The following is an 18,145-nucleotide window of genomic DNA, read 5'->3' as shown; positions in this document are numbered from 1 at the left end:
GGGTACGGGTGCCGGGCCGCTGTCGCGCTGTCCGGTGGGGCGTCCTACTGCACGGGCGCCGAGCGGAGCAGTTCCTCCAGAACCACCGCGATGCCGTCGTCCTCGTTGGAGGCCGTGATCTCGTGGGCGACGGCCTTCAGATCGTCGTGGGCGTTGGCCATGGCCACGCCGTGGTGGGCCCAGCCGAACATCGGGATGTCGTTCGGCATGTCGCCGAAGGCGATCGTGTCGGCCGCCTTCACGCCGAGCCGGCGGGCGGCCAGCGAGAGGCCGGTCGCCTTGCTCAGGCCCAGCGGCAGGATCTCGACCACGCCGGTGCCGGCCATGACCACGTCGACCAGGCTGCCGACCGCCGCCCGCGCGGCGAAGGCGAGCGCGTCGTCGTCCAGCTCCGGGTGCTGGATGTAGACCTTGTTGAGGGGGGCGGTCCACATCTCGGTGGCGTCGTCCACGAAGAGATACGGGAGCGGCCCTTCCTGCACCCGGTAGCCGGGGCCCACCAGCACCTCGCCGTCCAGCCCGTCGCGGCTGGCGGCCAGATGCAGCGGGCCGACCTCCGCCTCGATCTTGGACAGCGCGAGACCGGCGAGCTGCCGGTCCAGGGTCAGCGAGGTCAGCAGCTTGTGCTCGCCCGCGTGGTAGACCTGCGCGCCCTGACCGCAGACCGCGAGCCCCTCGTAACCGAGGTCGTCCAGGATGTGCCGGGTCCAGGGGACCGCACGTCCGGTGACGATGATGTGCGCGGCGCCGGCCGACGTGGCGGCGGCCAGAGCCTCGCGGGTGCGCTCGGAGACCGTGTCGTCCCCGCGCAGCAGTGTGCCGTCGAGGTCGGTCGCGACGAGCTTGTAGGGGAAGGTCACTTGGCGACCGGTTCCAGGACCTCGCGCCCGCCCAGGTACGGACGGAGCATCTCGGGCACCCGGACCGAACCGTCGGGAAGCTGGTGGTTCTCCAGGATCGCCACGATCGTGCGCGGTACGGCGCAGAGCGTGCCGTTCAGCGTGGCCAGCGGCTGGATCTTCTTGCCCTCCCGCATCCGGACGGACAGGCGGCGGGCCTGGAAGCCGTCGCAGTTCGACGCGGAGGTGAGCTCGCGGTACTTGCCCTGGGTCGGGATCCACGCCTCGCAGTCGAACTTCCGCGAAGCGGAGGAGCCGAGGTCACCGGTGGCGACGTCGATCACCTGGAAGGGCAGTTCGAGGGCGGTGAGCCACTGCTTCTCCCAGTCCAGGAGCCTGCGGTGCTCGGCCTCGGCGTCCGCGGGGTCGACGTACGAGAACATCTCGACCTTGTCGAACTGGTGGACGCGGAAGATGCCGCGGGTGTCCTTGCCGTACGTGCCGGCCTCGCGGCGGAAGCACGGGGAGAACCCGGCGTACCGCAGGGGCAGCTTGTCGGCGTCGATGATCTCGTCCATGTGGTACGCGGCGAGGGGGACCTCGGAGGTGCCGACCAGGTAGTAGTCGTCCTTCTCCAGGTGGTACACGTTCTCCGAGGCCTGGCCGAGGAAGCCGGTGCCCTCCATCGCGCGGGGGCGGACCAGTGCCGGGGTGAGCATCGGGATGAAGCCGGCCTCGGTGGCCTGCGCGATCGCCGCGTTGACGAGGGCGAGCTCCAGGAGCGCGCCGATGCCCGTGAGGTAGTAGAACCGCGAGCCGGAGACCTTGGCCCCGCGCTCCATGTCGATGGCGCCGAGCGCCTCGCCGATCTCCAGGTGGTCCTTGGGCTCGAAGCCCTCGGCGCCGAAGTCCCGGATGGTGCCGTGGGTCTCCAGGACGACGAAGTCCTCCTCGCCGCCGACCGGCACGTCCTCGTGGACGATGTTGCCGAGCTGGAGCAGGAGCCGCTTGGCGTCCGCGTCGGCCTCGTCCTGGGCGGCGTCGGCCGCCTTGACGCCGGCCTTGAGCTGTTCGGCCTTCTTGAGGAGCTCGGTGCGCTCCTCGGGGGTCGCCTTGGGGATCAGCTTGCCGAGGGACTTCTGTTCAGCACGGAGTTCGTCGAAGCGGACGCCGGACGACCTGCGCAGCTCGTCGGCGGAGAGCAGGGCGTCGACGAGGTCGACGTCCTCTCCACGGGCGCGCTGGGAGGCGCGAACACGGTCGGGGTCCTCACGGAGCAGGCGAAGGTCAATCACCCCTCCAGGCTACCGGTGCGCGGTTCTCGCACGGGAACCGATATTACCGAGCGTGTCACTTTGACCGAATTGCCGGAATTGATATCTCTGAGGGGAGAGGGGTGCGGATGCGGGTCAATAGCGGTGGTTAACTCCCCTGAACAGGGCAGAAGGTGTGATCCTTCTTGACGTACCCGCCTTGAGTGGGGCGGGAGTTGAGCGCGCGCCGGTCGCCGTTGTCCACAGGCGGCCCTGTGTCGGAATAGTTATCCACAGGCTGTGTGGAAGTTCTGTGGATTCCGGAGGGCATTTGCTCTGGAACTCGGGCGAAGCCCTGCGTAAGCCCCACTCAAACCTGTCCCGCGAGCTCGTTCGGGTGGGAATTCGTCGCCCTAAAGAGTTGATCAAGAGAATGGAGCGGCGTGGGTGCCTCGCGCCGCCCAAGGTCTCTGTGGATGACTCCGGGCCAGCTGGGTTGATTTGTCGACGATGTCGCATTGCGATGTCGACTTGTCCCCAGGTTGAGAGCCTTCCTGTGGATAACTCTCCGGAGTGCATGACTATCTGTAGATCGCACCGCTGCGGAGCGCGCAAGGAGGCCGCCCCGGGAGCCTTCGCACCGGGGCTTCTCCTGCCCGAACGTCAGATCCGGCCGTCCTGGCTGCGCGCCAGCCAGTCGGATGCTTCCGTGAACGCCGTGTCCGACGTGCCCGCCCGCAGCGGCCCCACCTCGTCCGGGGAGACGCCCGCCCGCGGGTACGAGCCGAGGAACCGCACCTTCGGGCTGATCCGCTTCAGCCCCATCAGGGCCTCCCCGACCCGCCGGTCCGCGATGTGTCCCTCGGCGTCCACGGCGAAGCAGTAGTTGCCGATGCCCTCGCCGGTCGGGCGGGACTGGATCAGCATCAGGTTGACGCCGCGCACCGCGAACTCCTGGAGCAGCTCGAGGAGGGCGCCGGGATGGTCGTCGCCCAGCCAGATCACCACGGAGGTCTTGTCCGCGCCGGTCGGTGCGGAGGGCCGGGCGGGCCGGCCCACCAGGACGAAGCGCGTCTGCGCGTTCTCCGCGTCGTGGATCTCCGTCACCAGCGGCTCCAGGCCGTAGGTCGCGGCGGCGAACTCCCCGGCGAACGCGGCGTCGTACCGCCCCTCCTGGACCAGCCGGGCCCCGTCCGCGTTGGACGCCGCCGACTCCCACAGGGCCCGCGGGAGGTGGGTCGCCATCCAGTTGCGCACCTGCGGCTGGGCGGCCGGGTGCGCGGTGACCGTCTTGATGTCCGACAGCTTGGTCCCCGGCCTCACCAGCAGCGCGAAGGTGATGGAGAGCAGCACCTCGCGGTAGATCATCAGCGGTTCCCCGCCGGCCAGCTCGTCCAGCGTCGCGGTGATGCCGCCCTCGACGGAGTTCTCGATCGGCACGAGCGCCGCCGCCGCCTCGCCGCTGCGCACGGCGTCCAGGGCGGCCGGTACGGACACCATCGGGACGAGTTCCCGGGTGGCGGCTTCCGGGAGCGTACGGAGGGCGACCTCGGTGAAGGTGCCTTCGGGACCGAGATAGGCGTAGCGCGTGGCTGACATACGGTCACCCTAATGGGCCCCGCGAGGCCCGCCGCGCTGTCTCAGAATGCGGTCGGGAGCGCGGGGGATAGCGCCGAAGGGCCGGGCGGGCGTCGGACGGGCGCGCCCTCTACGACTCCAGCAGCCGCTGTCCCACGTACTCGCCCTCCGCCGCCCCACCCGGGACCGCGAACACCCCGCTCGCCTCGTGCCGGAGGAACGGCGACAGCGCGTCGCCCCGGTCGAGCTTGCGCTGCACCGGCACGAAGCCGCGGAACGGGTCTGCCTGCCAGCAGACGAAGAGGAGTCCGGCGTCCGGAGCGCCGTCCTCCGCGATGCCGTCGTGGTACGAGAACGGGCGGCGCAGCATGGCGGCCCCGCCGTTCTCCTCGGGCGAGGAAATCCGGGCATGGGCGTTGTCGGGGATCACGAGCCTGCCGTCCGGGCCCGCCTTGTCGAGGTCCATCTCCGTGGTCTCCGTCCCTCCGCTGAGGGGCGCCCCGTCCGCCTTGCGCCGCCCGATGACCCGCTCCTGGCGCTCCACCGGAAGCTTCTCCCAGTCGTCCAGGAGCATCCTGATCCGGCGGACGACGGCGTACGAACCGCCCTCCATCCACTCCTGCGGCTTCCCGGGGGACGCGGGGACGAAGACGCGCCGGTCGAAGTCCTCGTCGTCCTGCTTCGGGTTTCCGGTCCCGTCGATCTGGCCCATCAGATTGCGGGCGGTCATCGGGCGCGCGGTCGCGCCGGGGGTGCGGTTGAAGCCGTTCATCTGCCACCGCACCCGCGCCGTGCCCGCGGCTTCCTTCTGGAGCGCCCGCAGCGCGTGGAAGGCGACCAGCGCGTCGTCCGCGCCGATCTGCACCCACAGGTCGCCGTTCGACCGCTCGGCGTCGAGGGCGTCGGCGGAGAAGGGGGGCAGCGGGTCGAGCGCGGCGGGAAGGCGGGCGGTCAGACCGGTGCGCGCGAAGAACGTACGGCCGAAGCCGAAGGTGACGGTCAGGGACGACGGCCCCGCGTCCAGGGCGATCCCGGTGTCGTGCCCGGGGCCGTCCGGCCCGCCTGCGGCCGGGCGGCCCGCCATCAGCTCCTTCGCCACCGCGGACCAGCGCCGCAGCAGGGCCGACGCCTCCTTGCGCCCGGCGCCCGCCGCCAGGTCGAAGGAGACGAGATGGCCCCGGGCCTGAAGCGGAGTGGTGATCCCCGGTTGATGTTTCCCGTGAAACATCGCCTCGGTCGCGCCGACGCTCGTCAGCGCGGCCGTCTCCTCGGGACGGGTGGCGGCGTACCCGGCGGCCCCGCCACCGGCCCCCAGCACCAGCCCCGTTGCGCCCGCCGCACCCGCCGTGCCCAGCAGCCGCCGCCGCGATACGCCGGTACCGCCGGCGTTGTCGGCGCCCGGGGAACCGGGGGCGTGGCTGCCCGGGGGGCCGGTGGCGGCGGTCTCGTCCGGGGTCTGCTTCTTGGTCCTGCTCACCGTACTCAGCCGATCTTCGCGTTCTTGTCGATGGTGACCTGGTCGATCTCGGAGGTCCGTACCGTCACGTCGACCTTCCACTCCCCGGCCATCGGGATCTGTACGCCGCTCGCCGTCCAGTGCCCCTCGGCCAGCCGGTCCGGGACGACCGGCAGCGGGCCGATGTCCTTCGACTCCAGAGTGAGGGCCACCTTCAGCTCGGGAACGTCCATCGGCTCGCCGTCGCTGCCGTCGATCCACACATGCAGATCGTTGGATCCGGTGCGGCCGGGGTCGATGTCGATGCGGACGGTGCCCTTGCCGTTCTCGCCGCCGGTGTCGAACGGCATGCTCAAGTTGACCGGGCCGCCGGCGGCGGGGGCGGTGGCCGCGGTGGTGCCGGCCGCGGCCTCCTCCTCCGTACGGCCGGGTTCGGTGGACGTCAGCATGGTGGTGACGGCCAGCAGGACGACGGCGACGGCGGCTTCGGCCAGCACCGAGCGGCGCAGCCCGGAGCGCTCCGGGTCGGCGTCCCGTACCCGCTTCTTCTTCGTCGCGGTCAGCACGGCCCGCTGACGGGCCAGTTGCGCGGCGCGCTCGGGGGCGACGTCGGCGTCAGAAGCCGTAGAAGCCGTAGAAGACGCAGAAGCGTCGGAAGCCTCCGCCGACGCGGCCGGGGCGGTGTTCTCCGGCTCGGTCGCGGCGCCCTCCTCCTCGGCGCCGGAGGAGGCGGTGGCGGTGTCCGTCAGCCGCCCTGTCCAGCGCCGGGAGAACCAGGCGACGGCGAGCAGGACGGCGATCAGCGCCACCTTGAGGATCAGCAACTGCCCGTAGCGCGTCCCGGTCAGCGCCGACCAGGAGCCGACCTGCCGCCAGGACTGGTAGATCCCGGTCGCCGCCAGGACCACGACACTGCCGAACGCGACCGCGGAGAAGCGCCGGACCGCGGCGCTCCCGATGTCCGGCGTCCGGTACAGCGCGACCAGGAGCGAGGCGAGCCCGCCGAGCCACGCGGCGACGGCCAGCAGGTGCAGGACGTCCACCGGCATGGCGATGGACGCCTGGATGCCGGTCGAGGCGTGCTCGGACATCGCCCAGGTGGCGGCGATGCCCGCCGCGACGACCCCGCCGCCGACGGCGAGGCCGAAGGTGAGGTCCTTCTTCTCCCGCTCGTCCTCGCGCCGGGCGTACGTGCCGAAGAGCACGGCGATGAACAGGGCGGCGGCCCCGAGCAGCAGCAGCCGGGAGACGAGGGCGGCGCCGGGCTTGGTGTCCAGGACGGACTGGAGCCCGGCGAGGTCGAAGGCGTCGGCGAACTTCCCGCTGCCCGTGTACGGGTTGCGCAGCAGCAGCATGACCAGGGTCGCCGCGGTCAGCGTGAGCCAGCCCCGGACCACGAGCCGCTGCATCGGCAGGGCGGACGCGCCCCGCCGCCAGCAGGCCAGGACGAACGCGCTGCCGCCGACGAGCAGCACGAATCCGGCGTACGCGGCGTAGCGCGCGATGTCGTAGACGACGCCGACCGGGCCGCCGCCCACGTCCTGGGAGGACAGGGCCACCGTGGTCGCGGACGGGGCGCCGATGGAGAACGTGAACGCGCCGGAGATGGGGTGGCTGTCGGCGGAGATCGCCTGCCAGGCCACCGTGTAGGTGCCGTCCGGCAGACCGGAGTGGAGTGCGACGCCGTAGCGGACGGTGGAGCCCTCGGAGAGGTCGCGCGGTCCGGCCTCGGTGTCGGCGCGCTTGCCGCTGGGGTCGAGGACGCGGATGGAGTCGTCGCCCACGGCGATGGCCTCGGAGAAGCTGAGGGTGACCTCCTTGGGCGCGGTGTCCACCACCGCCCCGTCCTGCGGGTCGCTCCCGGTGAGGGCGGCGTGCGCGGCCGCCGGGCCCGCGCCGGCCAGCAGCAGCCCGAACACCAGGCTGAGCAGCGCGGCGAGGAGCGCGGCGGCGGCGACGGGCCGTCGTATCGGGGACGGTCCGGCGTACGGGGCGGTGGCAGACATCGATTCAGTCCCTCACTGCTTCTTCGGGTTGTGGGTGGTTTCCTTCACCGGCAGGTCGACCGTGATGAGGCCGGCCTTCTCGAAGTGCAGCTCGACGGAGACCTTCTCGCCCTGCTTGGGCTTCTGCTTGAGCTTCATGAACATGATGTGGTTGCCACCGCGTTCGAGGTCGAGCTCGCCGCCCGCGGGCACCTCGAACGAGGAGACCTCGCGCATCTTCTGGTTCTTCGTCTCGTGGATCGTGACGTCGTCGGAGAGCGGACTGGTCACCGAGGTGAGCCGGTCCCCGGCATCGCCGTTGTTCTGGACGACGAGGAACCCGGCGGCCATGTCGCTGACGGGCTGCGGCAGATACGCGCCGACGACCTTCAGGTCGGGCGAGCTGTCCGACGAGCAGCCGGCCAGCGTCAGCCCCGTGGCGAGGGCCAGGACGCCTGCGAGGGCCGCCCGGCGGTTCACGGAGCCTCCCCCTCGAGGAGCTTGGGGAGGTCCTTCGTGTACTCCTCGGCGGAGGTGTCCTCGCCGTAGAGGACATACCCCTTGTCCGTCTTCGGGGAGAAGGCGATGACCTGGGCGCCGTGCATCGAGACGACGGTCCCGTCCTTCTCCTTCTTCGGCGCGTCGATGCCGATGCCGATCTGCCGCGCCCCGGCCTGGATGGTCGGGAAGTCGCCGGTGAGGCCGGTGAAGGAGGGGTCCTGGGCGGAGAGCCACTTGCCGAGCGAGGCGGGGGTGTCGCGCTCGGGGTCGGTGGTGACGAAGACGACCTGGAGCTTCTCCTGGTCGGCCTTGGGCAGCTCCCGCTTGGCGAGGGAGATGTTGCTCATGGTCAGCGGGCAGACGTCGGGGCAGTTGGTGTAGCCGAAGTAGATGAGCGTCGGCTTGCCCTTGGTCGCCTCGCGGAGGTCGTACTCCTTGCCGTGGGTGTCGGTGAGGACGAGGTTCGGCTTGGTGAACGGCTGGTCGAGGACGGTCGCGGCCTTGTTCTTCGGCGCGGCGCTGATGTCGGCGATGGACGAGGAATCCGCCTTGTCGTCACTGGTGCCGCAGGCGGAGAGGGCCAGTGCGGCCGCGGCGGCGAACGCCACGGCCGTCACTGCTTTTTTGTTGCGCATGGGGTGAGGTGTCCTGAACGTGGTGCGGGTGAGGGAACCGGCCGGTCAGGCCGAACGGCGACGTCCGGCGAGCACGCCGAACGCGATGCCACCGATGCCGATGACGATGCCGATGATGCCCAGCGTGCGGGCGGTGGTGTCGCTGGTGGAGGAGGACGCGGCGGTGCTGCTCTCCTTGGCCGACGCGGCGGTGTCGGTGGCCTTGTGGTCGTCGGTCTTCTCGGCGTCGTCGGCCGCGCCGCCGTGGCCGTCCTCGGCGGCGGCGGTCAGCTTCAGGACGGGGGCCGGGCTGTCGGGCTCCTCGCCGCCCGCTGTGGGCTCCTCGATCCAGCGGACGACTTCCTTGTTGTCGTACGTCTGGATCGCCTTGAAGACGAGCTGGTCGGCGTCCTCGGGAAGCGCGCCGACGGAGACCGGGAACTGCTGGAAGTAGCCCGGGGCGATCTCGCCCTCGTCCGCGGTCCAGGTCACCTTGGAGACGGCCTCGGTGATCTTCTTGCCGTGCACCTCAAGAGGCTTGTCGAGCTTGCTCTTGGAGATGGCGATCTTCCAGCCCGGGACGGCCTGCGGGGTGACGGACGACAGCGGGTGGTCGGCCGGGAAGTTGACTTCGAGCTTCACCGTCGAGGCCTGGTCGCGCTCGTTGGGGACCTTGAAGTTGAGCGTGGCGTATCCGCCCTTGGCGGCCTCGCCGACCGGCTGGACGCTGACGTGGGCGGCGGCCGGGCCGGCGATCAGCAGGACGGTGGACGCGGCGACGCCGCCGGCGAGGGCGATACGGGAAAGCTTCATGGCAGGAATCTCCACAGGGGAAACGGAACACGGTGGTCCGGCGCGCGGGTGCGCGGCGGCATCACGACACCTCGTGGTCCGGTTCCGCGGGCGGGCGTGCACAGGGACGTGCACGGACGGGTCCTGCGGGGTCGGTGGAGGCGTCGCGTCAGGCTGCGAGGGCGTACGGGGCCGGAGGCCCGCGCCTGATCACCAGGTGCTGCAGAGGATCCCCGGCGGACGGTGGCGGCACGTCGTCGGAGTGACGCGGAACGCGCGGCCCGGCCGTGAGCTGCTCGCGCGCCCCGGCCCGCAGGGCGCGGACGAGGGCGAGCGCGGCCCGCAGGGACCGCAACCGGGCCCCGGCCGCCAGTGCCTGGGCGCTGTGGGCGGAGAGCCGGGCCAGTTGGAAGAGGGCGACCTCGCCGCGCCGCAGCAGCCAGCCGGTGGCGAGCGCGACGAGGACGTGGGCCAGGAACATCGACAGGCTCGGCAGCAGCGCGGAGACCGCGGCGCAGACCTGCGCGATGCCGGAGACGCCGTCCGGGGCCGCCGACGCGGCAGTCCCGACCGCTCCGGCCCCGCCGTCCGCGAGATGGCCGTGGGCCCCCGTGAGCGTCGACGGGTCGATGCCGGCGGAGGAGACGATGCGGTGGGCGTCGGTCGCGGTCAGCTGCTCCGGGCCGGCACCGCAGACGAGACCGGCGGCGAACCGGATGACCGGATTGTCGCCGCCCGTGGGCGCCGCGGCGGCAGACGCACCGGCGTGGCTGCCGTACGCGAAGAGCACGTGCAGGAGGACCTGCCCGCCGGCCAGCGCGCCCACGATCGCCGGAAGGGAGCGTTCCCGTCCGGCGAGGACCGTGGCGACGGCGAGGACGCCGAGGAATCCGGCGAGCAGTGTCCACGCCGGGACGGGCGCTCCGGCGGCGAGCGCGTGACCGGCCGCGGACAGCACGACGCAGGCCGCGGTGAACACCGCGGCCCTCATGAGCCGCAGACCGGCTCCTGCGTGTGCGAGAGGCGTGGACATGGCCGGAACATCATCGCACTGCACCCCCCTGTCCCGTACGGCAGGTCCGGAAGATCTAAGTCCGTCCCCAACCGTGCTTGTTGAGCCCGTTCGCGGGGGATGTACGGACCGGGGCCGCGCCCACCAGGTCACCGGACGGACGCCCGGTGACCTGGTGCCGAGCGGGTCCATACACCGGGCGGCCGAATATCCACATCCGCCGAATGAGGGCTTTCCCACCCCGTCCGTGCTTACGAAGTGCCGAGGGCGGCAATACGTATCGATACGTCGAGCCGCAGCCAGGAGGCTGGAAGATGAGCATCTGGTGGTCTCTCCATTTGCGGCGCGAAGCTGCGAGCGTCCCGCTCGCCCGCCGTTTTCTGCTCGGCACCATGGAAACCGCAGGGGTGGATCCGGACATCTCCTTCGACCTGTCGGTCGCGCTCAGCGAGGCCTGTGCGAACGCCGTCGAACACGGTGGCGACCGGACGGCCCTCGGGGAGCAGGGGGATTCCGGGTACGGACGCCCTGCGGCGGACTCCGGGCAGTACCGGGTCACGGCCTATCTGGACGGCGAGAAATGCCGTATCGAGGTCAGCGACTCGGGGCCGGGCTTTCCCGCCCGCCGCGCGCTTCGCCCAGCCGCGCACGCAGAACAGCACCCGCAGCACGCGCAGTATCCGCAGCAGTCACTCCCCCCGCGGGACGCCGAAGCCGAGAGCGGGCGGGGCCTCGACCTCATCCAGCAGCTCTCGGACCACGTCCAGTTCGGCAACCGGCCGGGCCACGGCGCGGTGGTGCGCTTCGACAAGGTCCTGAAATGGCGCGAGGGCGCGCTGCTCACGGTGTAGTGAGCGGCGCGCCCTCGCGAGAGGTACGGCGGTGGGTCAGCCCTTCAGCCGAGCCATCCAGGCCTCGACCTCGTCCGCCTGGCGGGGCAGCGTGTCGGAGAGGTTCCGGTTGCCGTCCTCGGTGACGAGGATGTCGTCCTCGATCCGGACGCCGATGCCCCGGTACTCCTCGGGCACGGTCAGGTCGTCGGCCTGGAAGTACAGACCCGGCTCCACGGTCAGGCAGACACCCGGCTCCAGGACGCCGTCGACGTACGCCTCGGTGCGCGCGACGGCGCAGTCGTGCACGTCCATGCCGAGCATGTGGCCCGTGCCGTGCAGGGTCCAGCGGCGCTGGAGGCCGAGCTCCAGGACCTTGTCCACGTCCAGGTCGCCGAGCAGACCCCACGCGACGAGCTTCTCGGCGAGCACGCGCTGCGAGGCGTCGTGGAAGTCGCGGAAGGTGGCGCCGGGCTTCACGGCGGCGATGCCCGCCTCCTGGGCCTCGTACACCGCGTCGTAGATCTTGCGCTGGAGCGGCGAGAACGTGCCGTTGATCGGCAGGGTGCGCGTCACGTCGGCGGTGTAGAGGTCGTTGGTCTCCACGCCGGCGTCCAGGAGCAGCAGCTCACCGGCGCGGACGTCGCCGTCGTTGCGGACCCAGTGCAGGGTGGTGGCGTGCGGACCGGCGGCGCAGATCGAGGCGTAGCCGATGTCGTTGCCCTCGGTGCGGGCGCGCAGGAAGAACGTGCCCTCGATGAAGCGCTCGCTGGTCGCCTCGGCCTTGTCCAGGCTCTTCACGACGTCCTCGAAGCCGCGCGCGGTGGCGTCGCACGCCTTCTGCAGCTCGGCGATCTCGAAGGCGTCCTTCACCAGACGGGCCTCGGAGAGGTAGACGCGCAGTTCCTCGTCGCGCTCCGCGGTGACCTTGTCGGTCAGGGCGGCCTCGACGGACGCGTCGTGGCCGCGCACGTTGCGGACCGGGCCGGTGGCCTCGGTCAGTACGGCGTTCAGCTCGCGGACGTCCTTCGCGGGGATGTTCAGCAGCTGCTCGGCCTCGGAGAGGGAGTTCCGTCGGCCGACCCACAGCTCGCCCTGGCCGTCGAGCCAGAACTCGCCGTTCTCCCGGTTGGAACGCGGCAGCAGGTAGAGGGTCGCCTCGTGGCCGCTGCCCGTCGGCTCCAGGACGAGCACGCCGTCCTGGGTCTGGTCACCGGTGAGGTACGCGTACTCGGTGGAGGCGCGGAAGGCGTACTCGGTGTCGTTGGAGCGGGTCTTCAGGTTGCCCGCGGGGACGACCAGGCGCTCGCCGGGGAAGCGGGCGGAGAGCGCGGCGCGCCGGGCGGCGGTGTGCTCGGCCTGGGCGATCGGCTGGAGGCCGTGCAGCTCCGTGTCGGCCCAGCCGGACTTCATGTTCTCGGCGAGCTCGTCGGAGACGCCCGGGTACAGGCCGTTCTTCCGCTGCTTGACCGCTTCTGCTTCGTTCTCCTCGGTCTCCTGCTCCGGGTTCTCCGGGATGAGCTCCTCAGACACGATGTGTTTCTCCTTGAGTACGACACTGGACCATCACCCATCGTACGGGCGTGCGGAAGGGGGCCCAGGGCCGAAGGACCTGTTACCGGAGACCGCCGCCGGATCGGCCGAAGGAGCCCGTCGGCGGGTCGGCCAGGGCGGTCGGCCGACGTGGGTGGCCACGCGGCGTGGGCGGTCGATCGACGTGGGCGGAGACGCGGCGTGGGCCGTCGCTCGACGGGGGAACTGTCAGTCGAAGCGGGCGGCGAGGATCACGACGTCCTCGGCGGAGTCGCTCCGGTCGAGGCCGTCGGGGAGCATCGTGCGCAGGACGTGGTCGGCGACGGCCGCCGGATCGCGCCGGTCCGCTTTCGGTACGGAGGCGGCGGCGGAGTGCAGCCGGGCGAAGGCGCGGTCCATCGCGTCCCCGGTGCGGCGCAGCAGCCCGTCCGTGTAGAGCAGCACCGTTTCACCGGGCGCCGGGCTGAACTCCACGCTCGGCGCCTCCCAGCAGGCGAGCATGCCCAGCGGGGCGGAGAGCGTGGTCTCGACGAACTCGCAGCGCCGCTCGCCGAGCACCAGGGGCGGGGTGTGACCGGCCCCGGCCAGCACGACCTTGCGGGCGGCCGGCTCGCAGTAGGCGAAGAGGGCGGTCGCGGTCCGCGCGGGCTCGGTGAGCCGCAGCAGCAGTTCCAGGTCGGAGAGGACGGCGACGGGGTCCTCTCCCTCCATCACGGCGTACGCCCGCAGACTGGCGCGCAGCCGGCCCATCGCGGCCATGGCGCTCGGTCCGGACCCGCCGACGGAGCCGACGGCGAGCCCGAGCGCGCGGTCGGGGAGCGGCAGCGCGTCGTACCAGTCGCCGCCGCCCCGGGGGCCGGTGCGGTGCCGGGCGGCGAGCTGGACGCCCGGGATCCGGGGCAGCCTGCTGGGGAGCAGCTCCTCGGCGACGGCGGCGACGTCCGCGCGGGCGCGTTCCAGCTCGATCAGGCGGGCCAGGTGCTCGGTGGCGTAGCGCGCGTAGAGGCCGGCGAGGTGGCGCTGCTTCTGTGCGGGCTCGGCCGGTTCGTCGTAGAGCCAGACGGCCGCGCCGAGCCGGCCGGCCGCCTCGGAGGCGAGCGGGACAGCGTAACTGGCGGCGTAGCCGAGCCGGGCGGCGACCTCGCGGTGCCGGGGGTCCAGGTCCTTCTCGCCGAGCAGGTCGGGGCTGGTGACCCCGTCGGCGGTGCCCGGCAGCCCGTCGAGGACCCGGCCGAGCGCGGTGGCCGCGCGCGGCACGGTCTCGATGTGGCCGAGCTCGGCGTGGCTGAGCCCGAGGCCGAGGGTGGCGGAGGGGCCTTCGCCGTTCGCCGGTTCCAGAACGAGAAGTCCGCGGCGGGCGCCGACGAGGGCGGCACCGGCGTGCAGCAGCTCGTTCAAGGCGTCGTCGAGGGCGCTCGTCCCGGCCAGCCGCTCGGTGAGTTCGTGCAGGGTCGTGAGGTCCGATACCCAGCCCGCGAGCCGGTCCTGGATGAAGGCTCCGGGAGGTCCTGGGACCTCCTTCAGGGGAGCGGGAGTGTGCGTTGAAACCGGAACCCTTGGATCGATTCCAGCCACTTTCGGCAGATGTGGGGCGCTCATGGCAGCCAGCTTTCCGACCGGTGTGATTCGTCGAATAGCATCGCAAACCCCCATGTGATTCTGCGCCACTATCAATACATCCACATGTACACGCACAAGTAACCCGATGTCCAGCATTGTCCCTTCGAGGACCGGGCGATTCGTTCTCTCCCAGTGTCGGTTAACTTGGCCAAAAATTGCACCCTATGGACGCTATTTGCGATCGACTGGGGCTGCTCAACAGGGGTGCCTCCGGGGTCAAGTCGCCGGAGGAGCGTCATTCCGGGCATGCTGGGTACGTAAACGGTGATGCGCGGGTGCGGTTGTGATCGCCCAGGAACCCGGCAGCGGGTTCAGGCGTCCTTACCCGTGAAGGTGACGCCCTCGCCCCGGACGGCGGGGTTCGCACCAGGGACGGCAGGCGAGGCGCATGCCGCCCTCGCCCAGCGATCGCCGGTCCGGCTCGACCCGCTCGGTTCGACCCGCACGACTCCGCACAGAGCAGCACGACTCCGCTCGGTCAGTCCGGCCCGTTCGGTCGGTTCGGCGCCGTCCGGTTCGACTCCGCTCGACTCTGCTCGGTTCGGCTCTGCTCCACCCCAGATCGGTTCTATTCGGATCGGTTCCACTCGGCTCGGCTCGGCTCACGCTCGGTAGCGGCGGCACGCCCGTACCGCGGAAGTGATGAGCACGTACGCACAGCGAAGAGATACGCACGTGGTGTCACACACGCGTGTGTCATGTGGACTCGGCGTTCAACGGAAAGGAACGAGCGCTCATGCGCGAGATCCTCGGAAGGCGACGCAGGCTCCGGCTCCGGCGCAAGGAGGGGGCCGCCCAGCTCGACGCGGCCCTGACCTGCGCCACCGTATGGCGGTGGCCCGTGCTCCCCGGAGTGGGGACGGCACAGGCCGGCCCGCGCGGCGAGAGCGGCGGCCTCGGCTGCGCCTGCCCCGAACCCGACTGCGCCGTACCGGGCGCACACCCCTTCGATCCCGGCCTGCTGGCGGCCACCACGGACGAGCGCATGGTGCGCTGGTGGTGGGCCCACCGCCCCACCGCCCCCGTGATGCTGGCGACCGGCGGCCGCGCGCCCTGCGCGGTGAGCCTGCCCGCCGTGGCCGGCGCCAGGGCACTCAGCGCCCTCGACGACCTCGGCATGCGGCTCGGCCCCGTCGTGGCGACGCCCACCCGGTGGTCGCTGCTCGTGGCCCCGTACGGCCTGGAACGGCTCGGCGAACTGCTGTACGCGAAGGACTGGGTGCCCAGTTCGCTCCGGTTCCACGGTGAGGGCGGCTATCTCGTCCTGCCGCCGTCCCGGACCGGCACGGGCCAGGTCCGTTGGGAGCGGCCCCCCGCGCCGGCGGCGACCTCCGCCGCCGTCCCGGTCTCCCAGGGCCGGGCGAAGGGCGGGGCTCCAAGGGGCGCGGTGCCCTGGCTCCCGGATGTGGAAGCGGTCCTGGACGCCCTGGTCGAGGCGAGCACCGGCGCCCCGGGCGGCGGTAGTCGGCTCGCCCACTGACCCGGCTCATGGTGCCCGGCTCACTCGAACGGGTGTGAGCCGGGCCGGATCACCGGCAAACGGGTTCCGTCGGTCGCTTACGCGGATCCCGCTGGTGCTCCTGATGCCGGACCGGGTGTTCCGGCATCATCCGGTGAGAGATCACCTGGAGGATGGCCTGAAAGCGTGCGGACAAAGCCTTCTGATGGCCCATCCGGAGATGAATCCGCCTCCGAACCCCGCCGATCGGTCTCCGAACCCCGCCGATTCGTCTCCAATCCGCCTCCCTTTCTCCGACGTTGCTGAAATCGCCATCGAGAATGAGCACAGAAGCAGGATCCCTGCCCGAATTTGATCATTCGCCCTCTTTTCCTGGGGCGGCGAGGCCTGGGCGCGCGTCTCCTACAGGAACGCGACCGGGGAGGAACTCCGTTCCGTGCTGACCCTGATGGGGCCGACCGGGCGGGCAGACCGTGGAGCTGTACTGAGAGCCGGCCGCGCACGATGAGCCCGGCATCTGCGAGACGCCGCGCGTCCTGGCCTCGGGTGCGCCCCGGGCCGCGACGGTGGTGGCGGAGTTCATGGGAGCCGGGACGGTGGACGAGGCACCGCTGCTGCTCCGCGCCGGACCCGAACGGGCTCCGGCGCGCCGGACGGGGTTTCAGGGAGGCGCGGTCTCCACGCCCGGGGGTTTCACAGGGCGGTCCGCAGCCGGAAACGAAGACGCCCGGTCGCTGGCGACGGGGGATGCACCAGCGACCGGGCTTCTAGAACCGTAACAAGAGATCTGCCGTTCGCAAATTCGATCTCGCCTGTAGGGACGCGGATTTACTTACGAGTACGGCGAGTTGTGACGCGGGTCACCGACTGCGGCGCCCTGTCGTCACTGTCAGCTGAGGGTCACCTGGCGGTTGGTGAGACCGCCCCGGGCGCGGCGTTCCTCGGCCGTGAGCGGGGCGTCGGACGCGAGCGCCGCCGCCAGTCGCTCGGCGAACTCGACGGCGGGCTTCTCGCACGCCTCGGCCCCCATCGAGCTGGGCAGGTCCCAGACGGGGACCACGAGCCCGTGCGCCCGGAACGACCCGACCAGGCGGGTGTCGTCGCCGAGCGAGGAGGTGCCGGCCGCGTGCAGCCGGGCGAGCGCGTCGAGGAGCTCCTCCTCGGGGTGCGGCATGACCCAGCGCAGGTGGTTCTTCTCCGGGGTCTCGCACCAGTACGCGGCGTCGACGCCGGACAGCAGCGTCGTCGGGATCGCGGCGGCGTTCGCGCGCTCCAGCGAGGCGGACACCTCAGGCGTGGCGTTCTCCGCGTCCGGAACCCAGAACTCGAACCCGGAGTGCACGTTCGGCTCGAACACGGCGTCCGGGGCGAGAAGGTCCTGGAGGCGCGGACCGTCGGCCGGCACGCGGCGGGCGGTGACCGGGGAGCCGGGCTCCGCCTCCAGGGCGCGCTGGAGGGTGTCCGCGAGGTCGCGGCTGAGGTCGCCGGATGAGGTGTCGTTCTGCAGGGCGAGCAGGACGGAACCGTCGTCCCGGCGGAGAGCCGGCCAGGCCATCGGCAGGACCGTCGCGAGCGTCACCGACGGAACTCCCTCGGGCAGCCCGTCCTCAAGGGTCAGTTCGACCGTGGCGGCGGGCACCAGCTCGCGCAGCGCGACCCAGTCGCATTCGCCCGCGAGTCCCTCGAAGGGGCGGTGCACGAGCTCGGTCACGGCCTGGGCGGCGGCGCGTCCGTGACACGCCTTGTAACGGCGGCCCGATCCGCACGGGCAGGGCTCACGGGCCCCGACGACCGGGATCTCACCGTCCTTGAGCTGCTGCTTCCCGGCCTTGGACTGAGGGCGCTTCTTGGCCATGGTGGGCATTCTCCCGATTGCGACAGTGCGGACTCGGCGCGAGCCTAGCCGCCCTGGGAGCCCCGCTCGCCCGCCGTACGGGCTCGGCCCACGTCATCCGCGCGGCCAGGCCCATGTCGTCCGTGCGCTCGTCCGTGCGCTCAGCCCACGTCGTCGAAGGCCTCGGAGAGGTCCAGGCCCTCGAAACCGGTCAGCCCGCCGGCGCCGTTCGCGCCGATGCCGTTCGCGTCGGAGCCGTTCGCGCCTGTGCCGTTCACCTCGGAGCCGTTGCCGCCGATGCCGGGGGGCTTCTTCGAGGAGACCAGGGCCCAGACGGTGACCTCGCCGGATGATCCGTCCCGCACACCCCATTCCTGGGCCAGGGCGCTGATGATGTTGAGGCCCCGGCCGCCGCGTGCCGTCACCGAGGGGGTGGCCGGAACCGGGCGGGTCGGGCCGCCGCCGTCCGTGACCTCCACGGTGAGCGCGCCGGCGGTGTCCACCCGCCAGGCGGCGCGGATGTCTCCGTCGCCGACGTCGGTGTGCCACCCCAGGGGCCTGCCGTGCCGGCAGGCGTTGCTGAGGAGTTCGGAAAGGATCAGAACAGCGTCGTCGACGACCGCGTCCGACACCCCGTTGCCGCGCAACTGTTCACGCATCCGGTGTCGTGCCTGCCCCACGCCGGCAGGGCCATGAGGAATGGCCATGCTCGACGACGCGGGCACTTCTTGTGCCACCACCAACGCCACCCCCGAGACCTCCTTTGCCCCACGCCACGGGTTGGATGCCCCACTGAGCTGCACCGGAAACCGGCCAATGCACTCCCGGTGACGCACTCG

Annotated in this window: 15 protein-coding genes; 2 read left to right on the top strand and 13 right to left on the bottom strand. The window is 71.4% G+C overall.

Going from position 1 to position 18,145, the window contains the following annotated elements:
- Positions 1 to 44: 44 nt before the first annotated feature.
- From N7925_RS17650 to N7925_RS17610, 9 genes are all read right to left on the bottom strand, one after another.
- Entirely contained in the window at positions 45 to 860 is an 816-nt protein-coding gene (locus N7925_RS17650; RefSeq protein ID WP_274344422.1) for an HAD family hydrolase, read from the bottom strand.
- Entirely contained in the window at positions 857 to 2,134 is a 1,278-nt protein-coding gene (gene serS, locus N7925_RS17645; RefSeq protein WP_265600530.1) for a serine--tRNA ligase, read from the bottom strand. The genes N7925_RS17650 and serS overlap by 4 nt, the downstream gene beginning before the upstream one ends.
- A 621-nt stretch (positions 2,135 to 2,755) precedes the next feature.
- The gene (pheA, locus tag N7925_RS17640) at positions 2,756 to 3,691 is read right to left on the bottom strand and encodes a prephenate dehydratase (protein WP_265600529.1); all 936 of its coding nucleotides are present in this window, start codon (positions 3,689 to 3,691) and stop codon (positions 2,756 to 2,758) included.
- A 109-nt stretch (positions 3,692 to 3,800) separates the two neighbouring features.
- On the bottom strand, positions 3,801 to 5,147 hold the full coding sequence (efeB, locus tag N7925_RS17635) for an iron uptake transporter deferrochelatase/peroxidase subunit (protein WP_274344421.1): 1,347 nt from the start codon (positions 5,145 to 5,147) through the stop codon (positions 3,801 to 3,803).
- Positions 5,148 to 5,152: 5 nt separating this feature from the next.
- A complete protein-coding gene (locus tag N7925_RS17630) occupies positions 5,153 to 7,132 on the bottom strand; it encodes a copper resistance CopC/CopD family protein (RefSeq protein ID WP_274344420.1) in 1,980 nt (659 codons plus the stop codon).
- 12 nt (positions 7,133 to 7,144) lie between these two features.
- Positions 7,145 to 7,591 (bottom strand): copper chaperone PCu(A)C, encoded by a 447-nt coding sequence (locus N7925_RS17625; protein ID WP_274344419.1) that lies wholly within the window; start codon positions 7,589 to 7,591, stop codon positions 7,145 to 7,147.
- Positions 7,588 to 8,247 (bottom strand): SCO family protein, encoded by a 660-nt coding sequence (locus N7925_RS17620; protein ID WP_274344418.1) that lies wholly within the window; start codon positions 8,245 to 8,247, stop codon positions 7,588 to 7,590. Before N7925_RS17620 ends, N7925_RS17625 begins: the two co-directional genes overlap by 4 nt.
- 45 nt (positions 8,248 to 8,292) lie before the next feature.
- A complete protein-coding gene (locus tag N7925_RS17615) occupies positions 8,293 to 9,039 on the bottom strand; it encodes a YcnI family copper-binding membrane protein (protein ID WP_274344417.1) in 747 nt (248 codons plus the stop codon).
- Positions 9,040 to 9,187: 148 nt separating this feature from the next.
- On the bottom strand, positions 9,188 to 10,051 hold the full coding sequence (locus tag N7925_RS17610; RefSeq protein WP_274344416.1) for a hypothetical protein: 864 nt from the start codon (positions 10,049 to 10,051) through the stop codon (positions 9,188 to 9,190).
- Positions 10,052 to 10,344: 293 nt separating this feature from the next.
- Between N7925_RS17610 and N7925_RS17605 the strand changes: the two genes are divergently transcribed.
- The gene (locus tag N7925_RS17605) at positions 10,345 to 10,881 is read left to right on the top strand and encodes an ATP-binding protein (RefSeq protein WP_274344415.1); all 537 of its coding nucleotides are present in this window, start codon (positions 10,345 to 10,347) and stop codon (positions 10,879 to 10,881) included.
- Between the two features lie 36 nt (positions 10,882 to 10,917).
- On the opposite strand, the gene N7925_RS17600 is transcribed toward N7925_RS17605, so the two are convergent.
- Positions 10,918 to 12,393, bottom strand: a complete 1,476-nt coding sequence (locus tag N7925_RS17600; RefSeq protein WP_265600522.1) for an aminopeptidase P family protein — start codon at positions 12,391 to 12,393, stop codon at positions 10,918 to 10,920.
- A 228-nt stretch (positions 12,394 to 12,621) separates the two neighbouring features.
- Positions 12,622 to 14,109 carry a PP2C family protein-serine/threonine phosphatase gene (locus N7925_RS17595; protein ID WP_265600521.1) on the bottom strand — a complete coding sequence of 496 codons (1,488 nt, stop codon included), beginning with the start codon at positions 14,107 to 14,109 and terminating at the stop codon, positions 12,622 to 12,624.
- 640 nt (positions 14,110 to 14,749) lie between these two features.
- Here N7925_RS17595 and N7925_RS17590 point away from each other — a divergent pair.
- Positions 14,750 to 15,493, top strand: coding sequence for a bifunctional DNA primase/polymerase (locus tag N7925_RS17590; protein ID WP_265600520.1), 744 nt, complete (start codon positions 14,750 to 14,752; stop codon positions 15,491 to 15,493).
- An 868-nt stretch (positions 15,494 to 16,361) separates the two neighbouring features.
- Here N7925_RS17590 and N7925_RS17585 read toward each other — a convergent pair.
- Positions 16,362 to 17,327, bottom strand: coding sequence for a DUF5926 family protein (locus N7925_RS17585; RefSeq protein WP_265600519.1), 966 nt, complete (start codon positions 17,325 to 17,327; stop codon positions 16,362 to 16,364).
- Positions 17,328 to 17,467: 140 nt separating this feature from the next.
- Positions 17,468 to 18,142 (bottom strand): ATP-binding protein, encoded by a 675-nt coding sequence (locus N7925_RS17580; RefSeq protein ID WP_274344414.1) that lies wholly within the window; start codon positions 18,140 to 18,142, stop codon positions 17,468 to 17,470.
- Positions 18,143 to 18,145 lie beyond the last annotated feature (3 nt).

Source organism: Streptomyces sp. CA-278952 (assembly GCF_028747205.1).
Lineage (GTDB): Bacteria > Actinomycetota > Actinomycetes > Streptomycetales > Streptomycetaceae > Streptomyces.
This window is presented reverse-complemented; position numbering and strand designations above follow the sequence as displayed.